At 70.2% G+C, this 17,255-nt stretch carries 16 protein-coding genes; 7 read left to right on the top strand and 9 right to left on the bottom strand.

The genetic code is table 11. The annotated features are described in order from the left end of the window. Positions 1-7: 7 nt before the first annotated feature. Positions 8-481: a MarR family winged helix-turn-helix transcriptional regulator gene (locus ACXJLU_RS20280; protein ID WP_457334054.1), complete on the bottom strand. Its 474-nt coding sequence runs from the start codon at positions 479-481 to the stop codon at positions 8-10. Between the two features lie 78 nt (positions 482-559). Between ACXJLU_RS20280 and ACXJLU_RS20285 the strand changes: the two genes are divergently transcribed. The 4 genes from ACXJLU_RS20285 to ACXJLU_RS20300 all read left to right on the top strand — a co-directional run bounded on the left by ACXJLU_RS20285 (position 560) and on the right by ACXJLU_RS20300 (position 4,608). After that, positions 560-1,102 (top strand): PaaI family thioesterase, encoded by a 543-nt coding sequence (locus tag ACXJLU_RS20285; protein WP_457334056.1) that lies wholly within the window; start codon positions 560-562, stop codon positions 1,100-1,102. A 14-nt stretch (positions 1,103-1,116) separates the two neighbouring features. After that, positions 1,117-1,506 (top strand): lactoylglutathione lyase, encoded by a 390-nt coding sequence (gene gloA, locus ACXJLU_RS20290; RefSeq protein ID WP_457334058.1) that lies wholly within the window; start codon positions 1,117-1,119, stop codon positions 1,504-1,506. A 23-nt stretch (positions 1,507-1,529) separates the two neighbouring features. Then, the gene (locus ACXJLU_RS20295) at positions 1,530-2,825 is read left to right on the top strand and encodes an MFS transporter (RefSeq protein ID WP_457334060.1); all 1,296 of its coding nucleotides are present in this window, start codon (positions 1,530-1,532) and stop codon (positions 2,823-2,825) included. Between the two features lie 70 nt (positions 2,826-2,895). After that, on the top strand, positions 2,896-4,608 hold the full coding sequence (locus ACXJLU_RS20300; RefSeq protein ID WP_457334062.1) for an alkaline phosphatase D family protein: 1,713 nt from the start codon (positions 2,896-2,898) through the stop codon (positions 4,606-4,608). Here the strand turns inward: ACXJLU_RS20300 and eda are convergent, their stop codons facing one another. The 5 genes from eda to ACXJLU_RS20325 all read right to left on the bottom strand — a co-directional run bounded on the left by eda (position 4,609) and on the right by ACXJLU_RS20325 (position 10,355). Then, on the bottom strand, positions 4,609-5,232 hold the full coding sequence (gene eda, locus ACXJLU_RS20305) for a bifunctional 4-hydroxy-2-oxoglutarate aldolase/2-dehydro-3-deoxy-phosphogluconate aldolase (protein WP_457334064.1): 624 nt from the start codon (positions 5,230-5,232) through the stop codon (positions 4,609-4,611). A 31-nt stretch (positions 5,233-5,263) separates the two neighbouring features. Continuing rightward, positions 5,264-7,081: a phosphogluconate dehydratase gene (edd, locus tag ACXJLU_RS20310; RefSeq protein WP_457334066.1), complete on the bottom strand. Its 1,818-nt coding sequence runs from the start codon at positions 7,079-7,081 to the stop codon at positions 5,264-5,266. Positions 7,082-7,189: 108 nt separating this feature from the next. Then, entirely contained in the window at positions 7,190-9,220 is a 2,031-nt protein-coding gene (locus ACXJLU_RS20315) for an AsmA family protein (RefSeq protein ID WP_457334068.1), read from the bottom strand. A gap of 4 nt (positions 9,221-9,224) precedes the next feature. Beyond that, positions 9,225-9,761, bottom strand: coding sequence for a pyridoxamine 5'-phosphate oxidase family protein (locus ACXJLU_RS20320; RefSeq protein ID WP_457334070.1), 537 nt, complete (start codon positions 9,759-9,761; stop codon positions 9,225-9,227). 129 nt (positions 9,762-9,890) lie between these two features. After that, on the bottom strand, positions 9,891-10,355 hold the full coding sequence (locus ACXJLU_RS20325; protein ID WP_457334072.1) for an OmpA family protein: 465 nt from the start codon (positions 10,353-10,355) through the stop codon (positions 9,891-9,893). A 43-nt stretch (positions 10,356-10,398) separates the two neighbouring features. Here ACXJLU_RS20325 and ACXJLU_RS20330 point away from each other — a divergent pair, with 43 nt between their 5' ends. Beyond that, positions 10,399-11,010, top strand: coding sequence for a gamma-glutamylcyclotransferase (locus ACXJLU_RS20330; protein WP_073465514.1), 612 nt, complete (start codon positions 10,399-10,401; stop codon positions 11,008-11,010). Here ACXJLU_RS20330 and ACXJLU_RS20335 read toward each other — a convergent pair. Further along, positions 11,007-11,669, bottom strand: a complete 663-nt coding sequence (locus ACXJLU_RS20335) for a nucleotidyltransferase family protein (protein WP_235002307.1) — start codon at positions 11,667-11,669, stop codon at positions 11,007-11,009. The genes ACXJLU_RS20330 and ACXJLU_RS20335 overlap by 4 nt on opposite strands. A gap of 146 nt (positions 11,670-11,815) precedes the next feature. On the opposite strand from ACXJLU_RS20335, the gene pdxH reads away from it, so the two are divergent. Continuing rightward, positions 11,816-12,451 (top strand): pyridoxamine 5'-phosphate oxidase, encoded by a 636-nt coding sequence (pdxH, locus tag ACXJLU_RS20340; RefSeq protein WP_457334074.1) that lies wholly within the window; start codon positions 11,816-11,818, stop codon positions 12,449-12,451. Here the strand turns inward: pdxH and ACXJLU_RS20345 are convergent, their stop codons facing one another. Both ACXJLU_RS20345 and msrA read right to left on the bottom strand, forming a co-directional pair. Next, positions 12,452-15,475, bottom strand: coding sequence for a hybrid sensor histidine kinase/response regulator (locus ACXJLU_RS20345; protein WP_457334076.1), 3,024 nt, complete (start codon positions 15,473-15,475; stop codon positions 12,452-12,454). Between the two features lie 37 nt (positions 15,476-15,512). After that, complete coding sequence (gene msrA / locus ACXJLU_RS20350) at positions 15,513-16,061, bottom strand: peptide-methionine (S)-S-oxide reductase MsrA (protein ID WP_073465510.1); 549 nt, start codon at positions 16,059-16,061, stop codon at positions 15,513-15,515. 215 nt (positions 16,062-16,276) lie between these two features. Here msrA and ACXJLU_RS20355 point away from each other — a divergent pair, with 215 nt between their 5' ends. Then, positions 16,277-17,086 carry a YdcF family protein gene (locus tag ACXJLU_RS20355; protein ID WP_457334078.1) on the top strand — a complete coding sequence of 270 codons (810 nt, stop codon included), beginning with the start codon at positions 16,277-16,279 and terminating at the stop codon, positions 17,084-17,086. Positions 17,087-17,255 lie beyond the last annotated feature (169 nt).

The following is a 17,255-nucleotide window of genomic DNA, read 5'->3' on the forward strand; positions in this document are numbered from 1 at the left end:
GAACACATCAGGACGCTGAGCCGGCCTCGGTCTCGTTCATCGCCGCGAGGCATTCCTCGATCAGCGCGTGCAACCGCACCACGCGCTCGTCGCCCAGCCGCTCGTTGAACGCCACCTGCGCCCGCTTCCACTCGCGCCGCGCCTCGTCGCGCTTGACGCGGCCGGTGGCGGTGGCCTCGACGACGCGGCTGCGGCCGTCTTCGCCCGGCCCGACCGTGACCCAGCCCTGCGCCACCAGCGGCTGCAGGTTGCGCGTCAGCGTCGACGCGTCCATCTCCATGTGGGCCGCCAGCACGCCGGGCTTCACCGGCCCGAGCGACACCAGCTGCGACAGCAGCGAGTACTGCGTCGTCTTCAGGTCGGCATCGGCGACGATGCGGTCGAAGTGCTGGCTGACACGGCGTGACAGCTGGCGCACCTTCAGGCTGGTGCAGCCGTGGGGACCTGTCGCTTTCGGTTCGGCTTTCGGATCAGTCTTCATCGTGGCGCTTGGCATGATCAAACAATTGTAGCTACAATCATTGCAATTGCAACTTTAAGCCCTGCCGGGCGACCGATCATGGACACACCCGTCGTCGATGCCGCCGCCGTGCTGGCCCAGTGGGAGGCCGAGGCCGCCGCGCACCGTGCCCGCCTGCTGCCGCCGGGGGTGGCCCGCCCCGACCAGGTCGCCGGGCTGAGCGGCCTGCAGTTCTTCCAGGCCATCTTCGACGGCCACCTGCCCCCGCCGCCGATCGGCGAGACGATGGACTTCCTGCCGATCGAGATGTCGCCCGGCCGCGCGGTGTTCCAGGGCACGCCGCTGCTGCGCCACTACAACCCGCTCGGCACGGTGCACGGCGGCTGGATCGCGACGCTGCTCGACTCGTGCGTCGGCTGCGCGGTGCACACCACGCTCGCCGCCGGCAAGGCCTACACCACCGCCGAACTCAAGATCAACTATGTGCGCGCCGTCACCCAGCGCGTGCCGGTGTTGCGCGCCATCGGCAGCGTGATCCACGTCGGCGGCCGCATGGCCACCGCCGAAGGGCGCCTGGTCGGCCCCGACGGCAAGCTGTACGCCCACGCTTCCACCACCTGCTTCATCTTCGACGCCTCCTGAACGGACACCTTCCCATGCGACTCCTCCACACCATGCTGCGCGTCGGCGACCTGCAGCGCTCGATCGACTTCTACACCAACATCATGGGCATGACGCTGCTGCGCCAGTCCGAGAACCCGTCGCAGCACTACTCGCTCGCCTTCCTCGGCTACGGCCCGAACCCGGAGCATGCCGAGCTGGAGCTGACCTACAACCACGGCGTCAGCTCGTATGACCTTGGCACCGCCTACGGCCACATCGCGATCGCGGTGCCCGATGCCGCCGCGGCCTGCGACCGCATCCGCGCCGGCGGCGGCAACGTCACGCGCGAGGCCGGGCCGGTCAAGGGCGGCAGCACCGTCATCGCCTTCATCACCGATCCGGACGGCTACAAGGTCGAACTGATCGAACGCCGCTTCGACTGAGCCCTGCGCCGAGGACACCCGCCATGCTCTCCCACCGCATTTCCACCTCGCTCGGCCGCCGCGGCATCCACTACGCGTGGGTGATCGCTGCCGTCACCTTCTTCGCGATGCTGACCACCTCGGCCGCGCTCGGCCTGCCGGGCGCGATGATGCAGCCGCTGTCGAAGGAGTTCGGCTGGACCACCGACCAGCTGTCGTCCGTCTTCGCCGTGCGCTTCGCACTGTTCGGCCTGCTCGGGCCGTTCGCCGCGATCTTCATCGCTCGCTTCGGGCTGCCGCGCATCATGGTGGCGGCCGCCAGCCTCATCGCGGTCGCGATGGTCCTGGCCACCGGCATCACGCAGCTGTGGCAGCTGTTCCTGCTGTGGGGGCTGATGCTGGGCTGCGGCACCGGCCTCACCGCGCTGGTGCTGGGCGCGATGGTCGCGAACCGCTGGTTCACCGCCAACCGCGGGCTGGTGGTCGGCATGTTCGCCGCGAGCACCGCCACCGGGCAGCTGATCTTCCTACCGCTCGCGGCCTGGATCATCGAGCACCACGGCTGGCGCTATGCGGTGATCCCGATCTTCATCGCCTGCGTGATCGTGGCGGCACTGGTCACCTTCTTCATGCGCAACCACCCGAGCGAGCTGGGGCTGCTGTCGCTCGGCGAACCCGAAGGTACCGCGGTGCCGCCGGTGCCGGCCGCCGCGCCGCTGAACTTCCTCGGGCCGTTCAAGGTGCTGCGCGAGGCCTCGCGCAACCGCACGTTCTGGATCCTCGCGGCCAGCTTCTTCATCTGCGGGCTCAGCACCAACGGCCTGCTGCAGACGCACTTCATCTCGCTGTGCAGCGACAACGGGCTGTCGGCCGTGCCGGCGGCGTCGGTGCTGTCGATGATGGGCGCGTTCGACCTGGTCGGCACCACGCTGTCGGGCTACCTGTCCGACCGCTACGACAACCGCAAGCTGCTCTTCTGGTACTACGGGCTGCGCGGGCTGTCGCTGTTCTGGCTGCCGTATTCCACGTTCACGCTGTACGGCCTCGCGACTTTCGCGATGTTCTACGGGCTGGACTGGATCGCGACCGTGCCGCCCACCGTGAAGCTCGCCGCGCAGGAGTTCGGCAAGGAGCGCGCCGGCATGATCTTCGGCTGGGTGTTCGCATCGCACCAGTTGGGCGCGGCGGTGGCGGCCTATGGCGCGGGACTGACGCGCACGCTGCTGCTGACGTACAACCCGGCCTTGTTCGCGGCGGGTGCGGCCTGCCTGGTGGCGGCGGTGTCGGTGCTGTTGATCCGGCGGCAGGCGACCGCAGCAGCTGCCTTGAAGACAGCGTAGAAGCTTCATGCCCTTGTCATGAACGCTTTCCACAGTGGCGGGCTTTGCACCACCACTTGGGAAGCCGTTCATGACCATCGACACCTCACGCCGCCAGTTCATCCGCGATGTCGCCCTCGGCACCGTTGCCGTCGGCGGTGGATTGGGCCTTGCGGGTTGCGGCGGCAGCGATGACGGTCCTTCCGAGGCTGGCGCTGACGCCGGCGCGGGCGTCGAGTTCAAGCATGGTGTCGCGAGCGGCGACCCGCTGAGCGACCGCGTGATCCTGTGGACGCGCGCGACGCCGGCCACCGAGTCGACGCTGCAGCTGAACTGGGAACTCGCCAGCGACAGCCAGTTCGCGAGCATCGTCAAATCGGGCAGCGTCAGCACCAGCGCGGCGCAGGACTACACCGCCAAGGTCGACGTCTCTGGTCTGGCCGCCAACACCGTCTACCACTACCGCTTCGGCATCGGCAGCAAGCGCTCGGCCACCGGCCGCACCAAGACCTTGCCGGTGGGCAGCGTGTCGCAGGTACGGCTCGCGGTGTTCTCGTGCTCGAACTACCCGGCCGGCTACTTCAACGTGTACGCCGAGGCCGCCAAGCGCAACGACTTCGACGCCGCGCTGCACCTGGGCGACTACATCTACGAGTACGACGCGGCCGGCTATGCGTCGGACACCGCTGCCGCGCTCGGCCGCGTCTCCGATCCGGCCAACGAGACGCTGACGCTCGCCGACTACCGCCACCGCTATGCGCAGTACCGCGGCGATGTCGACCTGCAGGCGCTGCATGCCGCGACGCCGATGATCGCGGTGTGGGACGACCACGAGGTCGCCAACGACACCTGGACCGGCGGGGCCGAGAACCACACGCCCGCGACCGAAGGCAGCTTCAGCGCGCGCCGCGCGGCCGCCATCCAGGCCTACCTGGAGTGGATCCCGATCCGCCTGCCGGACGCGAGCAAGCCGGACCAGATCTACCGCTCGTTCGATTTCGGCTCGCTGCTGTCGTTGCACATGCTGGACACGCGCCAGGTCGGTCGCGACCAGCAGCTGAGCTATGCGAACTACATCACTGCGTCGGGCTTCGATGCGAAGGGCTTCACCGACGCGGTCGGCAACCCGACGCGCCAGCTGATGGGGGCCACGCAGACGGCCTGGCTGCAGTCGAAGCTGCAGGCGTCCACGGCCACCTGGCAGGTGCTCGGCCAGCAGGTGCTGATGGCGCGCATGAACGTGCCGGCGCCGATCGTCACGCAGCAGATCAGCGTGGCCGCGTATGGCGCGATCGCGACGAAGGCGGCCACCGCGCCGGGAACGCTGACACCGACCGAGCAGGCGATCCTCGCGCAGCCGGCGATCCCGTACAACCTCGACGCCTGGGACGGCTATGCGGCCGCGCGTGAAACCGTGCTCGGCACGGCGCGTGCGTACGACAAGAACCTGATCTCGCTGGCCGGCGATACGCACAACGCGTGGGCCAGCGACCTGAAGGATTTGTCGGGGAATGCGGTCGGCGTGGAGTTCGCGACCTCGTCGGTGACGTCGCCCGGCTTCGAGACCATCTTCACGACCGAGGAGCCGACCGCGTTCGCGGCCGCGCTGACGCAGCTGATCGGGCCGCTGCAGTATGCGCAGACCAGCCTGCGCGGCTACATGGTGCTGAACGTGACGGCGAGCGAGGCGCGTGCCGACTGGGTGTTCGTCGACACGATCCTGAAGCGCGAGTACGCGGCGAGCACCGGGCGCAGCCTGCGCACGCTGCCAGGGGCTGCCAACCGCAAGCTGGTCGAGGTCTGATCAGGCGCGCAGCGCGCTGGCTTCCTTCGCCAGCTGCGTGATGCGTGCCCAGTCACCCGCCTTCACCGCATCCGCCGGCGTCAGCCAAGACCCGCCGCACACCTTGACGTTGGGCAAGGCCAGGAACTGCGGCGCCGTCTCCAGCGTGATCCCGCCGGTCGGGCAGAACACCACGTCGGTGAACGGCCCGGCCAGCGCCTTCAGCATCGGGATGCCGCCGGCCTGCATCGCCGGGAAGAACTTCAGGAAGAAGTAGCCGTCGGCGTTGGCCTGCATCACCTCGCTGCCGGTTGCCGTGCCGGGCAGCAGCGGCAGGCCCATCTCGCGGCACGCGCGGCCGATCTCGCTGGTGTAGCCCGGGCTCACCGCAAACTGGCAGCCGGCGTTCAGCGCCGCCTTCGCATCGGCCACGCTGCGCACGGTGCCGGCGCCGAGGATGGCCTCGGGTACCTCTCTCGCGATCGCCTCCATGCACTGCAGCGCCACCGGCGTGCGCAGCGTCACTTCGAGCACCTTGACGCCACCCTCCACCAGCGCACGGGCCATCGGCACCGCGTCGGCCAGCTGGTTGATGACGATCACCGGGATCACCGGGCCATGGCCGGCCAGTTCGAGCGTGTTCATGCGGGGTTCTCTCGTCGAAGGTTTGAAGGGTTCAGAGCCAGGTGACCGCGCCCTGCTCGGCGCTCAGCACGTTGCGGCGCATGCCGCCGAACAGGTCGCGGCCGAGGTCGTGGGTGTTGTTCTCCTGCTGCTGCGCGTCGATCTGCGCGACCTCGCGGGCCGCCCATTCTGCGTCGGGCACCAGCGCCTGCAAGGTGCCGGCGACCGCGTCGAGCCGGATGATGTCGCCGTTGCGCACCTTGCCGAGCGGGCCGCCGCCAAGCACCTCGGGGCTCACGTGAATCGCCGCCGGCACCTTGCCCGACGCGCCGCTCATGCGGCCGTCGGTCACCAGCGCCACCTTGAAGCCCTTGCCCTGCGCCACCGCCAGCGGCGGCGTCAGCTTGTGCAGCTCGGGCATGCCGTTCGCGCGCGGCCCCTGGAAGCGCACGACGGCGATGAAATCGCGCTCCAGTTCGCCGGCCTTGAAGGCGGCCAGCAGCTCTTCCTGTGCGTTGAAGACCAGCGCCGGCGCCTCGACGACGTGCCGGTCTTCCGGCACCGCCGAGATCTTGATCACCGCCCGGCCGAGGTTGCCGGTCAGCAGCTTCAGGCCGCCCGACGGGCTGAACGGCGCGGCCGCGGTGCGCACCACGCTGTCGTCGTTGCTCTGCGCCGGCAGCGGCGACCAGGTCAGCCGTTCGCCATCACCGTGCGGCAGCGTGCCGTAGGCCGCGATGCCGCCTTCGGCCACCGCGGCGACATCGGCATGCATGTAGCCCGCATCGAGCAACTCGCGGATCACGAAGCCCGGCCCACCGGCCGACTGGAACTGGTTCACGTCGGCACTGCCGTTCGGGTAGACGCGCGCCAGCAGCGGCGTGGCATGCGACAGCTCGGAGAAATCGGTCCAGTCGATCAGGATGCCGGCGGCGCGCGCCACCGCGACCCAGTGGATCAGGTGGTTGGTCGAGCCGCCGGTGGCCAGCAGCGCGACCATCGCGTTGACGATCACCCGCTCGTCGACCAGCCGGCCGATCGGCGTGAAACGCCCTCCCCCCTGCGTGATCGCGAGCGCGGCGCGCACCGCCTCGCGCGTCAGCGCCTCGCGCAACTGCGCATGCGGGTGCACGAACGCGGCGCCGGGCACGTGCAGCCCCATCGCCTCGAGCAGCATCTGGTTGCTGTTGGCGGTGCCGTAGAAGGTGCAGGTGCCGGCGCCGTGGTACGCGGCCGATTCGGCCTCGAGCAGCTGGTCGCGGCCGACCAGGCCTTGCGCGTACTTCTCGCGCACCTTCGATTTCTCGGTGTTCGACAGCCCGGTGCCCATCGGCCCGGCCGGCACGAACACGCACGGCAGGTGCCCGAAATGCAGCGCGCCGATCAGCAGCCCGGGCACGATCTTGTCGCACACGCCGAGCAGCAGCGCGGCATCGAACACGTCGTGCGTCAGCGCGACCGCAGTGCCCATCGCGATGGTGTCGCGCGAGAACAGGCTGAGCTCCATGCCGGGCAGGCCCTGCGTCACGCCGTCGCACATCGCCGGCACGCCGCCGGCCACCTGCACCGTCGCGCCGCGGCGCTGGGCCTCGTCGCGGATGATGTCGGGGAAGCGCTCGTACGGCTGGTGCGCCGACAGCATGTCGTTGTACGAGGTGACGACGCCGAGGTGCGGCGAGCGTTGCGCCACCACCTTGAACTTGTCGTTGGCCGGCAGTGCGGCAAAGGCATGCGCGACGTTGGCACAGCCCATGCGGTCGGAACCGCGCTGGCGCATCGCCAGCTTGTCGATCCGGGCCAGGTAGGCGGTGCGCGTCGGGGTGCTGCGTTCGCGGATGCGGTGGGTGACTTCCTGCAGGGCTTGTTTCATGGGCGGCACCTCGCGGCCGGGGTCGTAACCAGGCTTTCGAGTATCGCGTAACCAAGTTACATCGTCAAATCAACAGCGCATCCCCTGCGCGTCGATGGGGCCTGGGCCTCACCCCCCCGCCGGCGGGGCGTGCTGCTTCGCCCGTTCGAGCAGGGCGTTGCAGCCCTCGCCCGAAGGCTGCCGCTCGCCCACGTCGACCAGCGGGATCAGCGCGGCCAGCGGATTCAGCAGGCCGAGCAGCACGCTGGCGCCGACCTTGCGTGCGAGCGGCGCCTTCTCGAGCGAGATCTTCGGATCGCTGAACGTGCCTTGCACGCGCAGTGGCGTGCGCAGCGTGAGCGGACTGAAGTCCTTCGGCGTGACGACCGCGCGCAGGTCCATGTTCTCTTCGGCGAGTGACAGGGTGCCGTCGGCCCAGATCGTCGAATCCTTGGTGTCGACCACCATCGCGCGCGGCCGCAGCACGCCCTTCTTCGCTTGCAGGTCGACCAGCGCACAGTCGATCGTCAACAACTCATCGCCCTTGGCCATCACGCCGAGCGCCTGCGCCAGGTCGAGGCCAGCGCCCTCGACGGCCAGGTGCGACACCTTGCCTTCGACGATGCGCGTGACGACCGTGCCGTCCAGGCTGCCGAGGATCTCGGCGGTCGAGCGGCCCTCGCCCTTCAGCCTGGCCTGGCCGATCAGGCGGCCCGTCACGTAGGGCGGCTTGTCGGCCGGCCGGCCCTGGTTCAGCCAGCGCTCCAGGCGCACGCCGCTCCAGCGCAGGTCGCTGTCCCACAGCGCGAGCTTCGGCTTGCCATCCAGCGACACCGCGCCGGCCAGGCTCCCGTCCGCCGTGCTGGCCACCAGGTCGGTGATCGCGAGCTTGCCGTCAGCCAGCGTCAGGTGGGCGCGCAGCGGTTCCAGTGGCAACGCGAAGATCCGGCCCAGCTCGGCCCGGTCGAAGGCCAGCAGAACGTTCGCATCCATCGCGCTGAGCGACGGAAGATCGAACGCGCGGTTCGGCAGCACCCGATCGCCGGGCTTTTTCGGCGGCTTCTGCCCGGGCGCGACGGCGGGCGCCGGTGCGGGCCCGACGCCGATGCTGGGCAGCAGGTCGGCCAGCAGCAGCCGCGGCCCGGCGACCTTGCCCGACAGCCGCGGAACCTTCGGGCGCATGTCGTAGGTCAGCGCGGCATTCAGCCGGCTGTTGCCGACCGTCGCGTCGTCGACCAGCACGTTCCACACGTCGCCATGCTTGGCGACGCGGCCTTCGATCTCGAACGGCCCGGTGGTCGGCAGCGTGACGCCCAACGGGTCGCCGATCGCCGACAGCGAGGCGCCGCTCACGCGCACCTTCCCCGTCATGCCGCCCAGCTTCATCACGTCGGTCACGGTGCCGCGGAAGCGCAGCGCAGCGCGGCCGCCGGCATCCAGGCTCAGCGTCACCGGCACCGGCGGTGCGTCGTCATCGCTGGCCAGCAGCGGCATCACGCCGATCGACCGCAGACCGCCTTCGAGCGAGAAGCCGCCATAGGTGCCGGTCGCGCGCACGACGAGGCCGGTCAGCGGCGCTGAGGCGGCACCGGCGGGCAGCGGTGCCGACGTGTCCTGGTCGGCCAGGCGCACATCCGCGTGGATGTCGGCCTTCAACGGCGCATCGACGACCGTCAGCTCGCCGTTGGTCACCGACAGCGAGCGCACGCGCGGCAGCCGCGTGCCCTTTTCCTGCTGGGCCTTCGGCTCGCCGAACTGCCATGACGCGCTGCCGTCGGCCCGGCGCTCGGCATGCACGATCAGCCGGTCGGCGTGCAGGCGCTTGATGTCGAGCGCGTCGCCACGGTGTGCGCGCCACAGCGCCGCGTAGGCGACACGCAGCTGGGCGTTCTCGGCACGCAGGAAGTACGGATCCTTGCTCCACGCGGCGCTGCCGATCTCCAGCAACGGGATGTCGACACGCAACCCGCCGAGCAGGTGGACGCGGCCCTGGTCCGCGCCGTCGGCGAGGCGCACGTCGCGCTTCAGCGTGTCGGCCAGCATCCGCTGCGCCGGGCCGACGAGGAACGGCCAGCCCAGCGCCTCGCAGGCGGCGAACGCCACCAGCACGGCGCCGGCCAGGCCGAGCAGGCTCCACGACCATGCACGACGCCGCGACACGGGATCAGTCGCCGATGAGCGAGCGCTGGTGCGAGACCGGCGGGCGCGACGGGTTGTTGACGACCTCGTGCTCGCCGAGGCCGATCGGCCGGCCGCTGACGGCCGAGGCGGCCATCGCGAGCAGGCGGATCATCCTGCTGCTGTTGGCGTCCCAGTACTCGGCGATGTCGGTATCGACACGCAGCAGCACCAGGTCGGGGTCGTCCTTGCCTTGCGGGAACCACGGCTTCGCGGCAGCCGTCCAGAGCTCGTCGATGCGGGGACGGTCGTTCACGATCGCGGCGTGGCCGCTGATCGACACGTAGGTCGCGTCGCCTTCATCGGTGAAGGCCAGGTTGACGCGATCGAGCTGGTGCACCTTGGCCGAGCGCTCGCTGGTGAAGAACCAGAAGCTGCCGTCGGCATCGACCTCGAGCGCGGCCATCGGGCGGCCGAGCAACCGGCCGTCGGGGGCCTGGGTGGTCAGCATCGCGATGTCGATGCCCTCGACCAGGTCGACGATCTTCTTCAGGTTCTCGTGGCGTTGCGGGTGGATCTTCATCGTGCGGCCCCTGCTTGAACGGAATTCGTCCGAGCTTAGGCCGCAGCATCCGCACGCTCTATCGGCGAGGGCCGCCACGGGATGTGCGCGATGTCCTACCTCGGTATCGCGATGGGTTCCACGGGGGTTCTATTGCAGGCGCAACTCGACGCGCCGTGCCGCCTTCGGATCGCCGTCGCCGGTGGTCACCGCCGGCTTGCTGAGCTGCAGGTGGTCGGCGGTGACGCCGTTTGCTTCGAGCGCATGCTGCACGCGCAGCGCGCGGCGCTTCGCCAGCTCGGCGTTCGCGGCCGCATCGCCGCTCGCATCGTGGAAGCCGGAGATCAGCACGGTGCCGCCGTTCGAGCGGGCCGCTTCGGCCACGCGGTTCAGCACGTCGGTGGCATCGGCGGGCAGGCTGTCCTGGCCGACCTCGAAGTAGATGCGCTCGGCCGCGGACGTGTCGGCGGTGGTGGCAACGGCCGTGCCGCTGGCCTTCGGCGCATGCAGCACGCGCGACGCCGCCAGGCCGATGACCCCGGCCAGCACCAGCGCCACCACGAAGGCCACCGCCCCCAGTGCGACCTTCTGCACGTCGTCGTCTTGGTCACTCATCGCATGCTCCCGGCGGAAGAAAATTCATTCTAGAGTGTCGGTCATGCTCGACTCCGTGATCGAAACCGGCGTGGCGCCCGTGCGCGACCCCGCCAAACTGCTGGCCGAGGTGCATGCGAGCTGGGGCGGCCGCGGCGACCTGTGGATCTTTGGCTACGCGTCGCTGATCTGGCGCCCCGAGTTCGAGGCCGCCGAGCAGCGGCCCGCCCAGGTGCATGGCTGGCACCGCGCGCTCGAGATGCGGTCGCGCATCAACCGCGGCACGCCCGAGTGCCCGGGCCTGGTGTTCGCGCTGGTGGCCGGCGGCTCGTGCCGCGGCATGGTCTACCGCATCGAGCGCGAGCGCGTCGACGACGAATTGCCGAAGCTGTGGGCGCGCGAGATGCCGACCGGCGTCTACGATGCCCGCTGGCTGCCGTGCCGCACGCCGCAGGGCGCGGTGAGCGCGCTCGGCTTCACGCTGAGCCGCAGCAGCCCGAACTACACCGGCACACTGAGCGACGAGCACCTGCTCGGCGTGCTGCGCAGCGCCTGCGGGCGCTATGGCACGACGCTCGACTACCTGATGGAGACGGCGCGCTCGCTGCGCCAGTGCGGGATCCGCGACCGCGGCATCGAGCGGCTGGTGGCCCTGGTCGAGCGCCACGCGCTCTAGCGCGAGTCGCCGAACAGCGCTGGGCTGTACGCCGCCCTGACGCGATCGAGGTCGCCTTCGCTGTCGACATCCATCAGCACGCCGGAATCATCCACATCGACCGCCTGCGCCGGGTAGCGCGCCACCAGGCGGCGTGCGCCTTCGTCGCCGGTCAGCATCACCAGCTCGGTGTACAGCTCGGCCGCAAAGCCCACCGGATGGCCGCGCCGGCCCTTGTACTGCGCATAGCTCACCGGATGGTGCTCGAGTTGCTGCGCCACCGCCACCAGCGTCGACGGCATCACCATCGGCATGTCGCCCGGCAGCACCAGCCAGCCCGACGCATCGGAGCAGGCCGCCACGCCCGAGGCAATCGAGAAACCCATGCCGAGGCGCTGCGCGTTGACCGGCGAGCCCGATCCGACCGTCGGCAGCATCACGATGTCGCGCGTCGCGACGTGGAATGCGGCCTCTTCGGCCAGCACCTCGGTGGCGACGACGATCACCGGCAGGTGCGTCGCGAGCGCGTGCCGAAGCGTCGTCCCGAGAACGCTGGACGCTCCGAGGCTCTGCGTGAGCTTGTGCTGCGTGCCGCCGAAACGGGAACCCCGTCCCGCGGCGAGCACGATGATCGCCGGCCGCGCCTTCATCAGGCCACCCCCTACGTTCTTGTTGGTCATGGCAGCCGGCGCATCACCGCACGCAAGCCCTTGGCTGCAAGAATGGAATCGTTTGCTTTCGCCGCCTAGTGGGGCGTTCACTTAAGGCATTCCCCGCAGGGTGTTTTGTTCCCTGCGGTATTTTTTCTCTGCGACATACTGCCAGCATGCCCGACATCGCCGACCTCCGTAAAAGTTACGAACGCGCCGAACTCGACGAGACCGCCTCGCGCAGCGACCCGCTCGAACAGTTCGGGCTGTGGTTCCAGCAGGCGCTCGACGGCCAGTTGCCCGAGCCGAATGCGATGACCCTCGCGACGGTGGGGCCCGACCAGCGCCCGTCGACGCGCGTCGTGCTGATCAAGGGCTTCGATGCGCGCGGCCTGGTCTGGTACACCAACTACGACAGCCGCAAGGGCCGCGAGCTGGCCGGCCACCCGTGGGCCGCGCTGCAGTTCCATTGGGTCGAACTCGAGCGCGTGGTGCGCGTCGAGGGCCGGGTCGAGCGCACCAGCGAGGCCGAGTCGGATGCCTACTTCCAGTCGCGCCCGCTCGATTCGCGGCTCGGCGCCTGGGCCTCGCCGCAGAGCGAGGTGATCGGTTCGCGCGCCGTGCTGGTGGCCAACGCCGCCAAGGCCGCGGCGCGCTTCGCGCTGAACCCGCCGCGCCCGCCGCACTGGGGCGGTTTTCGCCTCGTGCCGGACAGCTGGGAGTTCTGGCAGGGCCGCAAGTCGCGCCTGCACGATCGCCTGCGCTACCGGCAGGCCGATGGCGGCTGGCGGCGCGAGCGCCTCGCGCCCTGATCAGCTCTCCGTCGGCAGGAAGCCGATGTTCTCGCCGGGCAGGCGCGCCTGGGCCAGGCGGTCCAGCGCGGCCAGGAAGGCCTTGAAGTCGATCGGCTTGGTCCAGTAGTCGTCGAAGCCCGCCTCGCGCGCCCGCGAGACGTCTTCCGGCATCGCGTTGGCCGACAGCGCGACGATCGCCGTGCCGGCCAGTGCCGGATCGGCCCGCAACCGGCGCAGCACCTCGGCACCATCGATGTCGGGCAGTTGCATGTCGACCAGCACCACGTCGGGCCGCGAGCGCTGCGCGAGGCGCACGCCCGAGATCCCATCCACCGCAACCGCCAGCGCCACGTGGCCATGGTGGGCGAGCAGCTCCTGCACGAGCAGCACGTTGACCGGGTTGTCCTCGATGTAGAGCAGGCGCAGCGGCGCGGCCGGTGCGGTCGGCGCGATCGGGATCAGGATCGACGGCGCCGATGCGGGCAAGGCTTGCGGTGACGACAACGCCGCGGCACCGGCGGCCGCCCGCAGCACGATGCGGAACTCGCTGCCGTGCCCCGGCTCGCTGTCGACGCCAATGTCGCCGTGCATCAGCTTGACCAGGTGGTGCACGATGGCCAGCCCGATGCCGGTGCCCTGGATCGCGTCGCGCTCCGCGCCCAGCCGGTTGAAGGGCTCGAACAGGTGGCGCCGCTGCGCGGCCGACATGCCGCGGCCGTTGTCGCGCACCTTGATCGTCCAGGCCGGCGCGCCCTGCCACGCGCCGCGTTCCACGGCCAGCCACACGTGGCCGCCCGCGCTGTTGTACTTGATGGCATTGCTCATCAGGTTGGCGAGCACCTGCCGCACGCGCCGCGGGTCGCCGAGCACCTGGGCCGCTGTCGGCGCGGCCTGCACGCTGACGCCGGCCTCGTCGGCCTGCGGCCGGGTCCACTGCAGCACGTCCTGCAGCGCGGCCTGCAGCGGCACCGCCTCGTGGGCGAGCGGCATGCTGCTCGACTCGATCGACGCGAGGTCGAGCACGTCGTCGATCAGCGCGAGCAGGTGCTGGCCGGCCGAGCGGATCCGCTCCACGCGCTCGCCCTGCGCCAGGCTGAGCGGATCGCCGATGTCGGCCGACAGCAGCTGCGCGAAGCCGAGCACCGCATTGAGCGGCGTGCGCAGCTCATGGCTCATGCGCGCCAGGAACTCGCTCTTCGCGCGGCTGGCCTGCTCGGCCGCCGCCTTGTCCTGCAGCGCCTGCTCGGCGCGCTTGCGCTCGGTGATGTCCCAGTTCACGCCGAGCAGCCGCTCCGGGCGGCCCTGCGCGTCGCGCTGCACATGGCCGCGCGTGGCCAGCCAGCGCACCGAACCGTCGGGCCAGATCACGCGGAACTCGTGCTCGAGCTCGCTGCCGTCGCGCGCCGCCTCGTCCATCTTGCGCTGCAGCTCGGCCACGTCGTCGGGGTGCCGCGAGCCGTCGCGCAGCTCGTTGGCGCCCAGCGGTCCGTCCGGGCGGTGGCCGCGCAACCGGAACATCTGCGCATCCCATTGCGAGGCCTGGGTGCGCAGGTCGCGCTCCCAGGTGCCGATGCCCGCCGATTCGGCGGCGAGCATCGTGCGCTCCTGCACCCGCCGCAACTGAGCGCGGGTGCTGTGCAGTTCGGTGATGTCGATGTTGACGCCGAAGGCCATCAACCGGCCGTTGACGCGTTCGCGCCGCGACCAGGCCGACACCCAGCGCACCTCGCCGTCGCTCGCACGGCGGATGCGGAACTCCGACTGCAGCCCCTGCTGCGTGCCGCGCTCGGCGATCTCGTCGTGCGACTGCATCGCCGCGCGGTCGTCCGGGTGCACCAACTCCTGCGCCCAGCGCTCCTCGCTCGGCACGCCGTCCTGCGGGCGCAGCCCGTAGATGCGGAACATCTGCTCGTTCCATTCGCCCTGGCGCGCCTCGATGTCGACCGTCCAGATGCCGACGCCCGCGGCGTTGGTGACCATGTCGATGCGGCGCGCGAAGGCCTGCGCCTGCTCGCGCTCGGCGATCTGCGCGCTGCGGTCGAGCGAGACGCCGGACAGCGCGATCGCCCGCCCCTGCGCGTCGCGCTCGGCGACGCGGCGCGTCAGCAGGTGGCGGTAGCTGCCGTCCTGGTTCAGGTAGCGCGCCTCGACGTCGACGACACGGTGCGTCGCGATGGCTTCGTCGGCCGCGCGCAGCACCGCGTCGCGGTCGTCGGGGTGGGTGGTCGAGCGCATGTACTCGAGCGTCAGGCCGTCGGGCGGGCGCGGGATGCCCATCACCTGGTAGCCCCAGTCGTTGAAATAGATGCGCTGCGTCGCCAGGTCGATGCGCCACACCGACACCGAGGCCAGCGTGACCGCGCGGTTCAGCTTGGCGGTCAGCGCCTCGATCTCGCGCAGGCGCGTCGTGCCTTCGGTGTCGTCGAGCAGGATGCCGGTCATGCGCACCGGCCGGCCTTGCGGCCCGGGGTGCACCTCGCACAGCGAATGGAATTCCTTGACCTGGCCGTCCGGCAGCACGAGGCGGAACCAGGTCTCGTAGCGGCCCGGCGCCTCGCCGAAGCGCTCGTGTTCGCGGCGGAAGCGGTCGCGGTCGTCGGGATGGACACGCTCGCTCGCCTGGTCGAAATTGGGCACGCCGCCCGCCGGATCGAAGCCGCACAACCGGAACATGTGCGTGTCCCAGCGGCCCTCGCCGGTGCGCAGATCTCGCTCCCAGGCGCCGGTGCGGCCGAACTGCTCGATCAGCGCGAGCCGGGCCGCATCGACGGACGGCAGCACCAGCCACGCGAGCCAGCCGCTGTCGAGCCACACCGAGGTCCAGTCGAGTTCGAGCGAGGAGCCGGGGAACGCGATGCGCCCGCGACTGCTGGGGTCCGGGTGGCGCAGCGTGGCGACGAGTTCGCGGGCCAGCGCCTGCCAGCCTGCGTCAGCAATGCCGTGGTCGGACGCCCACCGCGCCGCGGCGGGGTTCACCTTCCACCGGCCATCGGCCCAGAGCCGCAGTGCCGGGGCCGGCGAAGAAAGCCACAAGGTGTCCATGCGCGGGCAAGTGTAGGGCTCCCGACCCTGCCCGCACCTACTCCGGGCGCACTTTCGACGCGAAGGTCTTGCGGAACTTCTCGACCTTCGGCGCGACGACGAACGCGCAATAGCCCTGCCCCGGATGCTGCGCGAAGTAGTGCTGGTGGTAGTCCTCGGCGCGCGAATAGTCGGCCAGCGGCAGCACCTCGGTGACGATCGGGCTCTTGTACGTACCGCTCGCCACCATCTCGGCGATCACCTCGCGGGCCACGCGCTCGTGCTCCGGCGATTCGAAGTAGATGCCCGAGCGGTACTGCGTGCCGACGTCGTTGCCCTGGCGGTTCAGCGTCGTCGGATCGTGCACGACGAAGAAGATCTCCAGCACCTCGCGCAGCGTGGTCTGCGCCGGGTCAAAGCTGACCCGCACCACCTCCACCGCGCCGGTGTCGCCGCTGCACACCTGCTCGTAGCTCGGGTTGCGCACCCGGCCGTTGCTGTAGCCGGACTCGACGCCGGTGACGCCCAGCACCCGCTCGTAGACCGCCTCGACGCACCAGAAGCAGCCACCGCCCAGCGTGATGGTTTGGATGGAAGTCGTGTTCATGAGATCTCCTTGGACAGCCCAGATGATTGCGCCCGCGCAGTTTGCAAGGCAAGGCGGCTCAGTCGGGCAGCGGTGTGCGTCCTGACAACGATGGCGGGCCGACCGGACCAAGCGTGAACGATTCACGCCTGTGAGCGCTGACTCGCCGGCACAATCCAGCCGCCACGCTGGCGCCCGCGCCGGTCCCTTGTCTACGTCCCCTCCGGAACCAGCGCATGAACAGCCTGCTGAACCTGCTCGGCATCGAATCCTGGAAGCCCATCCTGAGCGCGCTCGTGCTGCCGCCGGTGCCGCTGCTGCTGCTGGTGCTGATCGGCGCCCGGCTGATCCTGCCGCGCCGCGGCCTCGGCTGGCTGGTGATCCTGCTGTCCACGCTCGGGCTGTGGTTCAGCGCCTGCAGCGGCACCGCGCAGTTCCTGAACCAGGTCGCGCTGAAGGTGCCGCCGGCGCTGACCCGCGAGCAGGTTGCCGAGCTGAAGGCCGCGGCGCAGGCGAAGCAGCCGATCGCGATCGTCGTGCTCGGTGGCGGGCAGGAGGCGCTGGCGCCCGAATACGGCGTGGCCAACCTCAATTCGTTCTCGCTGGAGCGCCTGCGCTACGGCCTGTGGCTCGGCCGCGAGACCGGCCTGCCGGTCGCCTTCAGCGGCGGGCTCGGCTGGTCGCAGCCCGACGGCCAGCCGGAAGCGCAGACGGCGGCTCGCATCGCGGCCCAGGATTTCGGCCATCCGCTGAAATGGGTCGAGGACCAGTCGAAGGACACCCGCGAGAACGCCGCCCGCAGCGTCGCGTTGCTGAAGCCGGCCGGCATCACGCAGATCGTGCTGGTGACGCACGGCTGGCACATGCCGCGCTCGGTGGCGATGTTCGAAGACGCGGCGCGCGGCAGCATCAAGATCCAGCCGGCACCGATGGGCCTGGCGGTGCGGGTCGACACCAAGTCGCTCGAATGGGTGCCGACGGCGCGTGGCTTCACGAACGTGCGCAACGCGCTGCACGAGCTGCTGGGCAGCCTGGTGCGGGCCTGACGGTCCCCAAAAGTCGAAACCCCTCCCGACCTTGCGGTGGGAGGGGCGGGCAACTGACGTTGCCAACTCGGGGCTCCGGAGGAAGTGGGTCCAGGGCTCCTGGTGCGCAGGGACTGCGCCGGTGAGGTTGCCTGCATGCAGGCCCACCAAACTTAGACGACGCTCGGCG

The sequence above is a fragment of the Rhizobacter sp. P5_C2 genome (genome assembly GCF_054049715.1).

Excerpts from the sequence above, each read along its gene's own strand:
- ACXJLU_RS20335 (WP_235002307.1), bottom strand. The coding sequence starts at position 11,669 with ATGACCAACAAGAACGTAGGGGGTGGCCTGATGAAGGCGCGGCCGGCG.
- ACXJLU_RS20280 (WP_457334054.1), bottom strand. The coding sequence starts at position 481 with ATGAAGACTGATCCGAAAGCCGAACCGAAAGCGACAGGTCCCCACGGC.
- ACXJLU_RS20285 (WP_457334056.1), top strand. The coding sequence starts at position 560 with ATGGACACACCCGTCGTCGATGCCGCCGCCGTGCTGGCCCAGTGGGAG.
- gloA (WP_457334058.1), top strand. The coding sequence starts at position 1,117 with ATGCGACTCCTCCACACCATGCTGCGCGTCGGCGACCTGCAGCGCTCG.
- msrA (WP_073465510.1), bottom strand. The coding sequence starts at position 16,061 with ATGAACACGACTTCCATCCAAACCATCACGCTGGGCGGTGGCTGCTTC.
- pdxH (WP_457334074.1), top strand. The coding sequence starts at position 11,816 with ATGCCCGACATCGCCGACCTCCGTAAAAGTTACGAACGCGCCGAACTC.
- ACXJLU_RS20320 (WP_457334070.1), bottom strand. The coding sequence starts at position 9,761 with ATGAAGATCCACCCGCAACGCCACGAGAACCTGAAGAAGATCGTCGAC.
- ACXJLU_RS20295 (WP_457334060.1), top strand. The coding sequence starts at position 1,530 with ATGCTCTCCCACCGCATTTCCACCTCGCTCGGCCGCCGCGGCATCCAC.
- ACXJLU_RS20325 (WP_457334072.1), bottom strand. The coding sequence starts at position 10,355 with ATGAGTGACCAAGACGACGACGTGCAGAAGGTCGCACTGGGGGCGGTG.
- edd (WP_457334066.1), bottom strand. The coding sequence starts at position 7,081 with ATGAAACAAGCCCTGCAGGAAGTCACCCACCGCATCCGCGAACGCAGC.
- ACXJLU_RS20300 (WP_457334062.1), top strand. The coding sequence starts at position 2,896 with ATGACCATCGACACCTCACGCCGCCAGTTCATCCGCGATGTCGCCCTC.
- ACXJLU_RS20355 (WP_457334078.1), top strand. The coding sequence starts at position 16,277 with ATGAACAGCCTGCTGAACCTGCTCGGCATCGAATCCTGGAAGCCCATC.
- ACXJLU_RS20345 (WP_457334076.1), bottom strand. The coding sequence starts at position 15,475 with ATGGACACCTTGTGGCTTTCTTCGCCGGCCCCGGCACTGCGGCTCTGG.
- ACXJLU_RS20330 (WP_073465514.1), top strand. The coding sequence starts at position 10,399 with ATGCTCGACTCCGTGATCGAAACCGGCGTGGCGCCCGTGCGCGACCCC.
- eda (WP_457334064.1), bottom strand. The coding sequence starts at position 5,232 with ATGAACACGCTCGAACTGGCCGGCCATGGCCCGGTGATCCCGGTGATC.